The organism is Syntrophobotulus glycolicus DSM 8271 (genome assembly GCF_000190635.1).
GTDB lineage: Bacteria > Bacillota > Desulfitobacteriia > Desulfitobacteriales > Syntrophobotulaceae > Syntrophobotulus > Syntrophobotulus glycolicus.
This window is the reverse complement of sequence record NC_015172.1, coordinates 3,138,982-3,153,544: the sequence shown is the minus strand read 5'-3', so window position 1 is coordinate 3,153,544 and position 14,563 is coordinate 3,138,982. Positions and strand designations below refer to the sequence as shown.

Here is a 14,563-nt window from a genome sequence, read left to right as displayed (position 1 = left end):
GGCTTATGGAGCTTAAACCGATCGGGATCATTCACAGTCCATATCAGGAAACTAAAGATGCGCCGCGTCAGGGGCGCTTGTCTGAAGCCGTATCAGAAATAGAAATCTTTTCTGAGTACATAGATGGACTGCAAGGAATTGAAAAAGCAACCCATCTCATTGTTCTTTACTGGGGACATCTTTCCAAAAGGGATCTTTTACAGACGACAACACCCTTTGGACCGGAAGTGAAGGGGGTTTTTGCCTGCCGTTCACCGGCCAGGCCCAATCCGATAGCCTTTTGTGCAGCTGATTTGGTGCAAAGAAAAGGCAGCACTTTATTGGTACGCGGGGTTGATGCCATTGACGGCAGCTTCTTGCTGGATATCAAACCGTATTCCAGTGAGATAGACAGTATTGAGGGGGCGAAAATCGGCTGGATACCGGAAAAGCAGAGGAAAGGCCAAGCATGAGGTATGGATAGCTATCAAAAATATACGGGCAGGAAAAAAGCGATCATTCTGTTGCTGGCAGGGTCAATGGTCATATTGGCCTTGCTGGCAATCAATGCCGGATCGGCAGAGTTGAACCCGTATCAGGTAATCATGACGATTTTAGGAAAAGGAAGCAGTGTATCTGATGTTGTGATCTGGAACATTCGTCTGCCCAGGGTATTGGCCGGGATGATCGCGGGTGCAGGCTTAGCTGCGGCAGGCTGTGTGATGCAGAATAACCTGCGCAACCCCCTGGCTTCTCCCTCCACTTTGGGCATATCCAATGCGGCGGCTTTCGGAGCCAATATGGCGATTATTAGTTTTGGCGCAGGAAGCATTCAGAGCACGAATGCCGATGCCGTAATGATTAATAATCCCTATATCGTGACAATTTCGGCTTTTCTATGCGCAATGGCGGCTACCTTGATTATCCTGCTTTTATCCAAACTGAGGGGATTTACACCTGAGGCTATGGTTTTGGCCGGGGTGGCCTTGGGCTCCCTTTTTACGGCAGGTACGATTCTCATTCAGTATTTTGCCCAGGATGTCCAGGTCGCGGCGGTAGTTTTCTGGACCTTTGGCGACCTGGGGAGGGCTTCCTGGCGGGAAGTCTCCATCATGGCGTTTCTGGTAGGGATAGGGGTTACTTACTTTATGTTCCGGAGATGGGATTACAATGCCATAAACAGCGGAGAAGAAACAGCCAAGGGATTAGGGGTCAATGTGGAAAGAGTACGCATGGAGGGAATGTTTGTTTCCTGTCTGATCGCTGCTGTAGCAGTATCCTTTCTAGGCATTATCGGATTTATCGGTCTGGTCGCCCCGCAAATCATGCGGAGAATCGTTGGCGCTGATCACCGTTTTTTGATCCCGGCAGCAACTTTTTTGGGCGCGATACTCCTTTTGGCATCGGATACTCTGGCCAGGACAATGATCTCCCCCATAGTTTTGCCTGTAGGCGCAATTACTTCTTTTATGGGCGCACCGTTGTTCCTCTATCTTTTGGCAAGGGGGTACCGGACAACATGATTTTGCATGTACGGGGATTGGAATTTCGATATCCCAGTCATTTCGTATTTCAGGATATTGATTTTTCCGTTGATCAGGGCGATTGTCTGGCGGTATTGGGGACGAACGGGGTAGGGAAGTCCACCTTGCTGAAATGTCTTAACCGTGTCTTAAAACCGCGGGGCGGTGCAGTCTGCATTCATCAAGATGAGATTTCCCATTTAAGCCGTGTTGAATTGGCGAAGAGGGTCGGTTATGTCGCCCAAAAACAGGAAGGGACAAGATGTACAGTTTTTGATACGGTATTGATGGGCAGAAAACCCTATATTAAATGGGATGTCAGTCCCGGGGATCTGGAAATTACCCGGCGGGTCCTCAATACATTGGAGCTCGGGGACTATGCTTTAAGGTATCTTGATGAATTGAGCGGAGGTGAGGTCCAAAAGGTATGGATAGCCAGAGCTTTGGCGCAGGAGCCTGATCTGCTTATGCTTGACGAGCCTACCAGCAACCTTGATCTGAAGAATCAGCTTGAGGTCATCAATATCATAAAAACAGTGGTAAAGAAGCAACAGATTGCGGCAATCGTAACAATGCATGATCTGAACTTGGCCTTGCGCTTTGCCAATAAGTTTCTTTTGCTTAAAGAAGGGAAAATCTTTGCGATAGGCGGTCTGGAGGTCATGACCCCGGAAAATATTGAAAACGTTTATTCTGTCCCGGTGGTCATCAGGAAATATCAAGACAGGCCGGTGGTTGTTCCATTGTAAGCAATGGAAATCACAGATGAAGAGGAAAATTTCCCGGAAAATCTGAATTCAGGAAGGAGAAACAAAATGAGGAGGAAATCAGCCGTTTCCCTGCTTGCCCTATTCCTGCTCGTCACCTTGATGCTCAACGGCTGCAGTAATCATAACAGGACTGAAAGTGCCGCAACGAGTCAAATGACAGTTGAAGATCTGCTCGGCAGACAGGTTGAGTTGACCGCGCCGGTAGAAAAGGTGGTCGCGATCGGACCTGGGGCCTTAAGATTGTATTGTTATATTAATGGCGACAGTAAATTGGTCGGTATTGAACAAATGGAAAAAGACAGCCCGACAGGAAGGGCGTATTACCTTGCTTACCCCTCGCTGGCCGAGCTGCCTGTGATCGGGCCGGGGGGACCGAACAATGCTCCTGATCCCGAAAAGCTCCTGGCGGTTAAACCGGATGTGATCTTTGACACTTATACAACGGATCAAGCCGCAGTCGATGCCTTACAGGCCAAAACAGGGATTCCGGTGGTGGCCGTCAGCTATGGCAAAGCATCTGCATTTGATCAGGATGTGAGCAAATCCCTGCAGCTGATCGGCCGAATTTGCGGCCAGGAGCAGAAAGCGCGGGACCTGACGGCCTATATCGAAAAATGCAGAGGGGATCTGGATGAGCGGACCAAGAATATTCCTGACAGCGAAAGACCGACAGCATATGTTGGGGGACTGGGAGCCAGAGGGACCCATGGGATTGAAAGCACCCAGGGCAAATACTCCTTGTTTGAAGCTGTCCATGCCAAAAATGTTGCGGATGAAGCAGGGAAAAGCGGATCATTCATGGTGGATAAAGAAAAACTGATCGCTTGGAATCCGGATAAAATTTTTCTGGACCTAGCAGGTTTCGCAATGGTTCAAGAGGATTATCGAAAGAATCCTCAGTTTTACCAGAGCCTTGCCGCGGTAAAAAACGGCGAAGTCTATTCTCAAATGCCCTATAATTATTACACGACAAATATTGAAACCGCGATTGCCGATGCTTATTATATCGGGAAAGTGCTTTATCCGGAACAATTCAAGGATATCGAGCCGGAGAAGAAGGCGGACGAGCTTTACCAGACCTTTGTGGGCGAAAAACTTTATGCCCGGATGGCAGAGGATTTCGGCGGGTTTAAGAAGCTGACCCTGCAGTAATATTTTTGGGAGGATAAAATATGTGCAGACCAAAATCAAAATGGGAAATGAGCATTGAATTTCATGGACATGAATGTATGGGACTGGCAATCGGTTATCAAGAATCCTTGCTGGCGATGAGGGCCCTGGGTGTGACCAGAGCGGAAGACGAAGAACTTTTCGCCATAGTGGAAACGGATGCCTGCGGGGTTGACGCGGTCCAAGTTGTGACAGGATGTACATTGGGCAAAGGCAACCTCATCTATAAAGATGCGGGCAAACAGGCTCTGACTCTTGCCAACCGCAAAGACAATAAAGCCGTCCGTGTAATCATGAAGCCGGACGCTATGGCAGAGGATAAGGCATTCAGCGAGCTTCGGCAGAAAATTGTCAGTCACAGCGCAAGTGAAGAAGAGCTGGCCAGGTGGCAAACCATTCAGAAAAAAAGAACGGCCGATTTTTTGAATTCCCCGCCAGAGAGCTTGTTTAATCTGTATGAAGTGCCTATGCCGGTAATTGAAAAGGCCCGCCTGTTCAAAACGGTTGTTTGCGCAAAATGCCATGAGCCTTTTGCCGAAGCCAAGGCAAGACTTGTTGACGGGCAAATTGTGTGTGGGGATTGTTACTGCGGTTATACACGAGGTTGGTAATTGAAAAGTGAAAAAGCGATCTGATCGGAAACGAAGCTGCCCTGAGCATAAAATCCCAGGGCAGCTTTTCTGAATTTTGATCTTGCGGTGAAACAGGGAAGAAAATGCCGTCCAGGGAATCCTGACGATGATCAAATGGACGGCATCAACAGTTTTCCTGCTGCTTGCGGGTTTTTTTATCTGGTATATACAATCAGTACGATGATGGCTGCATAAAATAATAGTATCTCCCAAAAAGGAAGTGCCGTTTATGGATTATACCGTCAAAAAAATGGATATCTCCTATAACCGTTCCTATAAAGCATTGAGCCCGCAGGGATTTGTTATCCATTCCACAGACACTCCCGGAGCGACAGCGCAAAATGAGCATGACTATTTTAACTCGGGCAACCGCCAGGCGTCGGCCCATTATTTTGTAGATTGGCAGGAGATCATTCAGACCGTTCCCGAAAACGAACAGGCCTGGCATGCGGGACCCGCAGCCAACAGCAGGTATCTATCGGTGGAAATGTGTGAGCCTTCGGATAACAGCATAGAAAAGTTTCTTCAGGTTTGGAAGCGTACAGTCTGGCTGGTGGCGGACGCTTGTGTGAGATATGGCTGGAGTGCCCAAAATAACATCTACAGTCACCGTGGCATTTCTTTGATGTATAAAGAGACAAATCATACCGATCCTATGCAGTATTTGGAAAGGTTTGGAGAGACATGGGATAGCCTGCTGGAAGCGATTGATCGTAAGATCACGGAATTGATCAAGCAAAAAGGAGTGGCGAAAATGAAAAACCTTATCATTACAAATCGTGGCGCTGATGAAAGAGCGGCAGGGTACCTGGCTGATTATTTAAAAGCCCCGGTTGTTCTGCTGGACCAGCTGACAGACGATACAGTTCAGGGGGCAGAAAATATTTATGTCGTCGGCGGGTCTGACAAACCTGTCTCCAGTGCAATTTTGATTTCGGGATCAAACCGCTATGAAACCTGCCGTAAAGTATTGGATATTTGCGGGAACAAGTAATTTCCGAAGGAAGCGGGGAACAAAGAAGCATTCAGATACTGGGAAGGAAAAATAACCATGGAAATATTATTGCAGTTATTGCCCTATCTAAAAGAATTTGTGGGCATTGTATTTATTGTGATTCTTTTTATTGCTTATACTGCGATCACAGGCAAAAAGCAAGCGGTTCAAATCATTTTGTCCTTAATGCTCAGGGTAGAAAAAGAAGCTGAAACCCTGGCCCTGCAAAATGGCGGGGAAAAATTTAGCTTTGTTGTCGAAAAAGGCTACTCTTTACTGCCGGCAAGTGTCCGTATTTTTATTTCCTGTCGGATGTTTGAGATCATTGCCGAGAGCCTCTATCGGGAAGCAAAGAAATATCTATATGACATAGGGTCAGACAGGACAACAAATATTCAGTGAAAAAAAGCGCCTGTACAAAGGCTACTTGGTTCAAAAGAATGAAATAATAGCGTAAAGCAGTTGAGGCAGTCAAAAACAGGGAGCGCCGTTTGCTACTTGAAGTAGGATCCGGCGCTCCCTGTTTTTGTTATTTAAGTAGCTTACGGTCTTAACGGACCACGTACAAACGAAGTGAAAATCGCTGCTGCGGCAAAACAGGCCCCCACAATAAAGGTAATATGCAGGGCCCCGATAAAGGACTGTACAGTCAGTTCCGCACCGGAGAGTCCCTTGCGAAAATACGAGGTGTTGAGATAGGCTAAGGTATGGGCAAAGACAGCACCGGAAATGGCCACCCCAAAGGACATGCCGATATTGCGCATCATGGCGAGCATACTGGAGGCAATCCCCCGGCGGTTGGGGGCTACTGTCCCCATAACCGCGCTGTTATTGGGGGCCTGGAACATGCCGGAGCCCAATCCGACGATCATGAAGGAAAGGATCAGGGACATCGTGGAGGAATCCGCCTCCAGCCTGCTGAGCAGAAAGAGGCCGATGGCGGTTACCCCCATGCCCAGAGAGCTGATATAGCGGGTATCGAATTTATCGGAAAGGCTTCCGCTCAAGGGGGCGATAATCATCGTGGTCAAGGGCATGGGGATAAGCATCAGGCCCGCGGCGGAAGGGGAAAGATGCTTAATTTCCTGCAGGTAAAAGGGCATGATCCAGGTGACGGAAAATAAGGCCATGTAGTTGAGTAAGGCCGAAAGATTTCCCATGGTAAAGAGACGGTTTGTAAACAGGCTGAGATCGATCATGGGCGAAGGGATTTTCTTTTCCAGAAGGACAAAAAGGACCAGAAGGATGATTCCGGCCAGCAGCAGGCCCCAGATCACGGGGCTGGCCCAGCCCAGGTTATCGGCATAGTTTAAGGGGAATAAGATGCTGATCAAGGCGATGAACAGCAGCAAAGCCCCTTTGGCATCGAAGGGCTGAGCCTGCCGTCTGTCTAAATTGGGGATGACCAGGTGGCTGAAGACCAGGGCGGCTATCCCGACAGGAATATTGATCAGAAAAATACTTTGCCAGCCAAATTGAGCGGTGAGGAAACCGCCGAGCACCGGCCCCACACTTAAGGCGACCGACACGGAGATGGCGATAATCCCTAAGGACTTGCCCCGTTCCTGAGGCAGGGAGGTATTTGTAATAATAGCGGGACCCATAGACATCAGCATCCCGGCCCCGATCGCCTGTAAAGCCCGGAAGAAAATCAAAGCGTGGACAGAAAAGCTTATCCCGCAAAAAAGCGAGCCGAGGGTAAAAATAACAAAGCCCGCCATATAGATTTTCTTATGGCCGTACAGGTCGCCAAGACGTCCGTAAGCCAATAACAGGCTGCTGATGATCAGGAGGTAGGCCAGGATTACCCATTGCACGGTAGACATCGATTCCTGAAAATGGGCGGCAATGCTTGGCAAGGCGATATTTACCACACTGGAATCCAGAGGGGCCATAAAGGTGCCGGCAGCCACTGCGAAGAGGATAATGCTGCGCTGTCTCTTGCTTAAAGGCGGTTCAACAGGTGCCGAAGGGTTTGGTGTTGTTCGTGGCTGGTCCATAGGCAGTACTCCTTTTACGATTAATAATGAAATTATAACAGATATCAAATTATTGACATAGTAAATGTTTTTTACTCCTTCTCACGATCATGGACCATAGCATAAGATGAAAAGGAAAGTGGGAATAAAGCAGTAATATTGAAGGAAATGATCTGCGGGAAGAAATGAATCTGACCATAATATTGATAAATCCCGCGCAATTCATTATGATTGATGGGTAAATCTGATGAGGAGGGAAAAAAGATGTGGTATTTAGTGCGTCATCCTCAAACCATCTGGAACCTCCAGCGCAGGTACCAGGGATGGAACGATATTGAGCTGTCGGAAAAAGGGCTTGTCCAGAAAGAAAAAATGATCGATTATCTCAGGGGCCTGGAAAATCTCGCTGTGGTAATCTCCAGCGATCTGCAAAGATGCCGGATGATCGCCGAAGAGGTAGCGCAGGGAAAAAAGCTGAAGCTCGTGGTCAGCAAACAGATCAGAGAATTGAACTTTGGCTCCTGGGAGGGCCTGACCTTTGATGAAATCAAGGCCTGTGATGAAGAATACCAGAAGCTCTGGCTGGAGGACCCATACCAATATGCTCCTCCCCATGGGGAGACATTGCTTGAATGTATGAACAGGGTAACCGGTTTTCTTCAGCCCTATCAGCAGGATAATGCTTTGATTGTCACCCACGGGGGAGTGATCGGCGCATTGCTGTATTATTATTTTCATCAGGCCTTCTATATTCCTGATGTCGGAACCTGTGTCAAAATTGATTTTCACAACAAACTTTGGTCCGAGCTCTGTATTCTTACTTAAGGAGGCTTTGCCCGAATAAACGATGTGAGGAGCAAAGACATGAATAATATAAAAACGAGAAACCCTAAAAGCATCATCAGAGAAAAAATATAAGCTGGCAACAGCAAGTATGATGCTGCATTACCTGTTTAAAACCCCCAATCCTTCAGATCCCAAGGGCTGAAAACACTGGCCGGGCCAAGGCGCTCAGCTTGACCTGTGATCTTTGGAACGTTTTCTCATTGTTTCGCTTATTTTTTAGAGCACACGCCTTTTTTAGATCACGCGGAAAATTGTTATTGACAACGTGTATTTGATGCATTATGATATTTTCAGACACTGAAAATAATGAAACGTAGTTTCGGATAATGAAACGATAAAGGAGCGAGGGACAAAGAGAAAAATCATGGGAGAGCCATCATACTTTTTCAATCATTTAGCTGGAAACAGCTTAAAAAAATCAGAATTATATGAAACGATGTTTCAAGATATAAAACAAACAAGAAGATAAGAAAAAGTGTGCCTGGACGAAACACAAACAAAAGAATGAAAAATCCCGAAGAGATCAGCTAAGCCATTAGCTGAGATAAAAAACAAGAAATTATGAAACAATGTTTTGCAATATGAAACGAAGGAGGTTTTGTTATGGCTTTGTGGGGAGAAAAAGAAGAAAAGAAAACAGCTAATGAAGAAGGAGCGACAACAATCACCTGTGCTGAGCTGCTCGCCAGATTTTTGCAGCATAAGGGGGTAGAACATCTCTTTGGGATTCCGGGAGCGGCCATCCTGCCTTTTTACGATGCGGTAAGGGAGCAGGGGGCGATTCGCTCTATAAATGTGAGGCATGAACAAATGGCCGCGTTTATGGCGGACGGATACTACAGGGCGACGGGGAAGATGGCTGTCTGTGCGGCCACTTCCGGGCCGGGGGCAACCAATTTCCTGACTGGGCTGTACGGAGCCTACGGTGATGCGACCCCGATGCTGGCCATAACCGGTCAGGTCCCGGTTGCTTTGATCGGCAAAGACGCTTTCCAGGAAGCGCCTATAGTAGAAATGGCTAAGCCTGTGACGAAAGCGGCTTATCTCGTTGATCAGGCTTTTGAGATGCCTTTTATCATCAAAGAGGCCTGGAATAAGGCGACGACCGGCAAAAGGGGTCCCGTCCTGCTCGATCTGCCGCTCGATGTCCAGAAGACTGTTCTGAGTATTGATCTGGAAAAATGGCTGAACGACGAGGAAGACATTCCGTCAGCTCCGCCCGTTGAGCCTCAGGCTGTGCAGTCCGCTCTTTCCATGATCAGGCAGGCCCAAAAGCCTGTGATCATGGTCGGCGGCGGAGTAAACCTGAGCAATGCTCATCAAGAGCTCAGAGAATTGGCTGAACTCCTGAATGTGCCCGTGGTTGCCACCTTAATGGGCAAAGACTGCTTTCCCAATGATCATGCTCTTTATGCGGGGATGGTGGGAACGATCTGTAATTCTCCGTACGGCAATAAGACCTTGCTGGAGTCGGATCTGGTGATCAATCTGGGGGGGCGTTTCTCAGACCGGACGACCGGTAATCTGAGCTTGTTTACGAAAGAGCGCCGGTTCATCCAGGTCAATATTGACAGTGAGGGATTCAATAAATCTGTTCAGGCTGATCTGAATATCCATGCCGATGTGAAGAATTTTATGACAGAGTTGGTCAAAGAGATCAAACAGGGGACCGGCGATCAGGGCACTTCGTTTAAATGGAAGATCAAAGAAAGGGCTGAAGAAAAACAGGCCTATGCCCGCAGAACTGATTTTGACATGTACCCGATGAAGCCGCAAAGAGCGATTGCCGAGCTGAGAAAGTATCTGGACAGGGATGCGGTAGTGACTCACGACTGTGGAATCAGCCAGATTCTTTCTTCCCAGATCTTTGAGGCCTATGAGCCTAAAAGCTACCTGATTACCGGCCGCGCCGGCAACATGGGCTGGGGGCTGGGGGCTGCGATGGCGGCAAAACTGGCCTATCCGGAAAAACAGTGTGTCAACCTCCTGGGGGACGGCAGTCTGGGGATGTCGATCGGGGATTTGGCGACAGCGGCTAAACACAATATTCCTATCGTGGTCTTCCTGTTGAACAATTCTCTGTTGGGGCTGATCCGCCAGCAGCAAAATATGTTTTTCGATAAACGCTGGATTTCCACAGACCTGCAGTATTGCAATAATGGGGATTACCGGGGGATTGATTTTGTGACGGTAGCGAAAGGATTTGGTCTGGGCGCGGAGCAGGTGCAGGACCCCAACAAAATTGGGGAAGCGCTGGACAGAGCCTTTACTTCCGGCAGACCATATCTGATTGAGCTGCTGGTTGATCCGCAGGCGATGTGTTCGGTTTCGACCGATGGCACAATCGGCGGTGTTCAAGAAGTTTTCTAAGCCGGTATCCAAGGCAGAATCACGGGCGGCCTGCTGACGCCAGGCCATCCGTGATGCTCTTTTTGACACAACGGTGTAAAGTTTTGGTAAAGGGCTTGTCTTCGTTCCGGGAGAAAAATATAATGATATTGATGAAAGCAGGACTTACCTCTCTTTGAGGAGAAAATAATCATTTAGGGGGTTTATAAAAAAATGCCACAATTTAGCGCTAACCTGAATTTCCTCTTTAACGAGCATCCTTTTATGGAAAGGTTTGCCGCGGCTGCCAAAGCCGGATTCAAAAATGTCGAGTTTATGTTTCCTTATGATTTCGACATTGCGCAGGTGAAAGAAGAGCTGGAAAAGAACAATCTTAAGCTGGTTCTGTTCAACCTGCCTGCCGGCGACTGGGCCGGCGGCGACAGGGGGCTTGCAGCCGATCCGGACAGAAAAGCGGAGTTTACGGCTTCCGTAGGAAAAGCAGTCGAAGCAGCCGGGATTCTGGGAACCAAAAAAGTCAACTGTCTTTGCGGTATGGTCAAGGGCAATTACAGCAGAGAAGAGGTTCTGACCAACATTGCCGATAATTTGGCTTATGCCGCCAGGGAATTTCAAAAAGCCGGTCTTGATTTGATGGTGGAGCCGATCAATCATATTGATATGCCCGGTTTTACGATTAATACCACCAAGCATGGCATGGAAGTGATCGAGCTGGCCAAGGAACCGAATATTTACCTGCAATATGATATCTATCATGCGGATAAGGAAGAAGAGAACCATGATGAAATCATTGAGAAATACCTGAGTAAAATCGGGCATGTTCAGGTTGCCGACAATCCCGGACGTAACCAGCCCGGTACGGGAAGTATTAAAATCAAAGAGATTTTTGAAACACTTGCTCAAAAAGGCTATGAAGGGTATATCGGTATGGAATACAAGCCAACCGGTGATACTGTGGATTCCCTTTCTTGGGTGGGCAGTTACGGTTACAAGCTGTAATGATGACAATACAGCCTCAAAACATAATCTGAAAACAAAATACGCATCAACAAAACAATCTATATTAACTTAAGGGGGATATCTCAGTGAAAAAAATCGGTTTTATTGGATTAGGCATTATGGGTAAACCCATGAGCAAGAATTTGCTCAAAGCAGGTTACGAGCTGGTTGTTTTTGATCATAACGGAAAGGTTGTCGAAGAGGTTGTACAGGCCGGGGCCCAGGCAGCTTCATCCTCCAAAGAGGTCGCCGAGAAATCAGAGGTCATTATCACCATGCTGCCCAATTCACCTCATGTGAAGGAAGTTGTGCTTGGAGCAAACGGAGTGCTTGAAGGAGCGAAAAAAGGCTCCATTGTTATCGATATGAGCTCTATTGCCCCGCTGGTCAGCAGGGAAATCGGTGAAAAACTCGCTGCTCAGGGAATACGGTTCATTGATGCTCCCGTCAGCGGCGGGGAGCCCAAGGCGATTGACGGGACCCTGTCTATTATGGTGGGGGGTTCCCAGGCTGACTTTGACGAAAGCTTGCCGATCTTAAAATGCATGGGTGCTTCCGCAGTCCTTTGCGGCGATATCGGTGCGGGCAATGTGACCAAGCTGGCCAACCAGATCATTGTTGCCGTCAACATCGCGGCGATGTCCGAAGCTCTGACCCTGGCGACCAAAGCAGGTGTTGATCCGGACAGTGTTTATCAGGCGATCAGAGGAGGACTGGCCGGCAGCACTGTTCTCGATGCCAAAGCTCCGCTGGTTATGGCCAGAAAATTTGACCCGGGCTTCCGGATCAATCTGCACATTAAGGATCTGAACAATATTATGGAAACCGGTCACGAAGTAGGGGTGCCTCTTCCGCTCTCCGCTTCAGTAATGGAAATGATGCAGGCTCTCAAGGTTGACGGCCACGGCGACAAGGACCATGGCGGCCTTGCTCTCTACTATGAAAAGCTTGCCAACGTTGAGATCAGGAAACAAAATTAAATTTCGTCCGGCAGGATAGATTTCCCAAAGCAAAATGAAGTGAAACCGCAAAATTCGGATAAAACGAAGAGGAATAGGGTTGACATTCGATTACCTGGAGGGCTGAGGAATGAAAGTACTGATCGCTTCTGATTCATTTAAGGGAAGTCTGAGCAGCTTGGAAGTCGGCCAGGCAATAACCGGCGGGATCAAAAACGTTATTCCCGAGGCTGCTGTCAGGATCATTCCGATCGCCGATGGCGGTGAAGGTACTGTTGAGGCCATGGTTATTGCCTGTGAAGGCGAGTATCTGACTTACACGGTAACAGGCCCTTTAGGTGATCCTGTGCAAGCGAAAATTGGGATTATCCAAGGCGGAATCGCGGTTATGGAAATGGCTGCGGCTTCCGGGCTGCCCCTTGTTCCAAAGGAGAAGAGGAATCCCTTGATCACCACCACCCGGGGAACAGGGGAGTTGATCAAATACGCCCTCGCCCTGGACCGCGGGATTCGCAGAATCCTGATCGGGATAGGCGGAAGCGCCACTAATGACGGTGGGACCGGTATGGCCAGAGCCTTGGGAATCAGGTTCCTCGATCAAAACGAGCGGGAGCTCCCGGAGGGCGGAGGATCTCTGCTGTCCTTGCACCGGATCGATTTTTCCGGAGCAGATCAGAGGATTCGTGACCTGGAGATTACCGTCATGTGTGATGTGGACAATCCGTTATGCGGCCCAAGAGGGGCCTCGGCTGTCTATGGTCCGCAAAAAGGGGCGACTCCGGAAATGGTGGTCCATCTCGACAGTTGCCTCGGTCACCTGGCCGAAGTCATTAAGCGGCAGAACGGAACAGAGATCAAAGATGTTCCCGGGGCCGGCGCGGCCGGAGGACTGGGCGGAGGGCTGATGGCTTTTACCGGGGCGGTTTTGAAGTCAGGAACCGAGGCAATCCTGGAAACGATCGAATTTGACCGGATGGCCGAGGAAGCAGACCTGATTATCACAGGTGAAGGCAGGATGGATGCCCAGTCTGCTTTCGGCAAAGTGCCCATGGGAGTGGCAAGCCGGGGTCAAAAGCAAGGCAAGCCCGTTATCGCCATAGTCGGTTCGGTGGGGGAAGGTGCGGAAGACCTGTATCAGTACGGCTTAAATGCCATTATCCCCATTGTCAACCGTCCCATGTCACTGGATGAAGCGATGGCCGAGGGCCGGGAACTTACGGTGAGGGCGGCGGAAATGGCCATACGCCTGATGGCAGCCGGAGCTAAGATGAGATCACTCTGATTTGGATGAGGATATCGTTTGAGAATATGCTATCAATTGCCCGGAATAAAAAACCGGAACACATTCTATTCACGGGCGTGTTCCGGTTTCTTTATCCAAAAATTAATGTATTGACAGAACAATAAGGACCCTCTATGATAGAGATAAATTTTAGTGTAAAATCCGATGAACAGAAAAAGTAACTGGCGGAAACTTGTCAAGCGAGCCGGCGGTCGGTGTAAGGTCCGGTACAAAGGAATCCGGTGAATGGTTCTGTGAGGAGCAGGGTGAAAGGGGTTGACCCAAGTAGCCTGTGCCGTCTGTCCCGGCGTTATCAGGGAAGGGTATTGATACAACGGTGTGAGCCGGAGTTGCGTACCTTGAAGGAGGGAAATCTGCTTAGCGGATAAGCTTGATTTCCGAAATGGGTGGCACCGCGAGCTATATCGCCCCAGTAATTGGCGATGTGGCTTTTTTTGCATTAATTTTTTTAGGACTGATGAAATTTATATTCTGAAAGGAACGATGGATGATGCCGACAACAATGAAGAAAACCCTCTCTGCGACCGATATTGTTCTGGTAGGGGCGCTCCTGGCCGCAGGCGCGGTGCTTAGAGTTTTCTGCCCGCCTATTTTTGGAATCACCCCCAATTTTGTGATTTGTATGTACGTTCTGGCTATTTTGATCGTCCGGCCCAGCCTTGCACAGGCGCTGGGAATCGGGATTGTCGCCGCCGCTATTTGCCATTTCACGACGAAATCCATGATTCCCTATATTAACTTTATCAGTGAGCCGGTCGGAGCTGTCGTAACCTATTTCCTGGTCAGGGGATTGTCCGGGCTCAATAGAGGACGGATCACGTTTAAGCCCTTTATCGTCACTTTGCTGGGTACGATGGCCAGTGGCCTGACCTATGTCAGCATTTTGAAATTTGCTGTTTTGTTTGTGGCGACAGCAAAGAACCCCGCCTTTCTGGGATTATTAACGGTAATCTTGACGACCGCCCTGGCCAACGCGGTTATCGCTCAGTTGATTTACGAACCGATCATGGCTGCTTTGGGGAAAAAGACAACTTCCGTTAAAGAGGCAGGTAAATAGACC

At 48.6% G+C, this 14,563-nt stretch carries 14 protein-coding genes, 1 pseudogene and 1 other annotated feature; of the genes and pseudogenes, 14 read left to right on the top strand and 1 reads right to left on the bottom strand.

All coding sequences use genetic code 11. From position 1 onward, the window contains the following. Window positions 1-5: 5 nt before the first annotated feature. The 7 genes from tsaA (at window position 6) to SGLY_RS15515 (ending at window position 5,470) form a co-directional block, all read left to right on the top strand. Complete coding sequence (gene tsaA / locus SGLY_RS17970) at window positions 6-452, top strand: tRNA (N6-threonylcarbamoyladenosine(37)-N6)-methyltransferase TrmO (protein ID WP_013626141.1); 447 nt, start codon at window positions 6-8, stop codon at window positions 450-452. 3 nt (window positions 453-455) lie between these two features. Beyond that, a complete protein-coding gene (locus tag SGLY_RS15540) occupies window positions 456-1,502 on the top strand; it encodes a FecCD family ABC transporter permease (RefSeq protein WP_013626140.1) in 1,047 nt (348 codons plus the stop codon). Next, entirely contained in the window at window positions 1,499-2,251 is a 753-nt protein-coding gene (locus SGLY_RS15535) for an ABC transporter ATP-binding protein (protein ID WP_013626139.1), read from the top strand. The genes SGLY_RS15540 and SGLY_RS15535 overlap by 4 nt, the downstream gene beginning before the upstream one ends. A gap of 66 nt (window positions 2,252-2,317) precedes the next feature. Further along, window positions 2,318-3,424 carry an iron ABC transporter substrate-binding protein gene (locus tag SGLY_RS15530; RefSeq protein WP_013626138.1) on the top strand — a complete coding sequence of 369 codons (1,107 nt, stop codon included), beginning with the start codon at window positions 2,318-2,320 and terminating at the stop codon, window positions 3,422-3,424. Window positions 3,425-3,444: 20 nt separating this feature from the next. After that, entirely contained in the window at window positions 3,445-4,053 is a 609-nt protein-coding gene (locus tag SGLY_RS15525; RefSeq protein ID WP_013626137.1) for an FmdE family protein, read from the top strand. 250 nt (window positions 4,054-4,303) lie between these two features. Continuing rightward, window positions 4,304-5,068 carry a peptidoglycan recognition protein family protein gene (locus SGLY_RS15520; RefSeq protein WP_013626136.1) on the top strand — a complete coding sequence of 255 codons (765 nt, stop codon included), beginning with the start codon at window positions 4,304-4,306 and terminating at the stop codon, window positions 5,066-5,068. A 57-nt stretch (window positions 5,069-5,125) separates the two neighbouring features. Next, window positions 5,126-5,470: a hypothetical protein gene (locus SGLY_RS15515; RefSeq protein WP_013626135.1), complete on the top strand. Its 345-nt coding sequence runs from the start codon at window positions 5,126-5,128 to the stop codon at window positions 5,468-5,470. 140 nt (window positions 5,471-5,610) lie between these two features. Here the strand turns inward: SGLY_RS15515 and SGLY_RS15510 are convergent, their stop codons facing one another. Continuing rightward, window positions 5,611-7,068, bottom strand: coding sequence for an MFS transporter (locus tag SGLY_RS15510; protein ID WP_013626134.1), 1,458 nt, complete (start codon window positions 7,066-7,068; stop codon window positions 5,611-5,613). 243 nt (window positions 7,069-7,311) lie between these two features. Between SGLY_RS15510 and SGLY_RS15505 the strand changes: the two genes are divergently transcribed. The 7 genes and pseudogenes from SGLY_RS15505 (at window position 7,312) to SGLY_RS15480 (ending at window position 14,560) form a co-directional block, all read left to right on the top strand. Then, a complete protein-coding gene (locus SGLY_RS15505; RefSeq protein ID WP_013626133.1) occupies window positions 7,312-7,872 on the top strand; it encodes a histidine phosphatase family protein in 561 nt (186 codons plus the stop codon). 79 nt (window positions 7,873-7,951) lie between these two features. Continuing rightward, window positions 7,952-8,035, top strand: a pseudogene (locus SGLY_RS18685) (HTH domain-containing protein); the annotation flags it as partial. A gap of 461 nt (window positions 8,036-8,496) precedes the next feature. Beyond that, window positions 8,497-10,263 (top strand): thiamine pyrophosphate-binding protein, encoded by a 1,767-nt coding sequence (locus tag SGLY_RS15500; protein WP_013626132.1) that lies wholly within the window; start codon window positions 8,497-8,499, stop codon window positions 10,261-10,263. A gap of 192 nt (window positions 10,264-10,455) precedes the next feature. Further along, complete coding sequence (locus SGLY_RS15495; protein WP_013626131.1) at window positions 10,456-11,241, top strand: hydroxypyruvate isomerase family protein; 786 nt, start codon at window positions 10,456-10,458, stop codon at window positions 11,239-11,241. 86 nt (window positions 11,242-11,327) lie between these two features. Then, complete coding sequence (gene garR, locus SGLY_RS15490; protein ID WP_013626130.1) at window positions 11,328-12,221, top strand: 2-hydroxy-3-oxopropionate reductase; 894 nt, start codon at window positions 11,328-11,330, stop codon at window positions 12,219-12,221. A 109-nt stretch (window positions 12,222-12,330) separates the two neighbouring features. Continuing rightward, window positions 12,331-13,482, top strand: a complete 1,152-nt coding sequence (locus SGLY_RS15485) for a glycerate kinase family protein (protein ID WP_013626129.1) — start codon at window positions 12,331-12,333, stop codon at window positions 13,480-13,482. 156 nt (window positions 13,483-13,638) lie between these two features. Beyond that, window positions 13,639-13,918 (top strand) — a binding site (T-box leader). Window positions 13,919-13,990: 72 nt separating this feature from the next. After that, complete coding sequence (locus SGLY_RS15480; protein WP_148228154.1) at window positions 13,991-14,560, top strand: tryptophan transporter; 570 nt, start codon at window positions 13,991-13,993, stop codon at window positions 14,558-14,560. The last annotated feature ends 3 nt before the right edge of the window (window positions 14,561-14,563 follow it).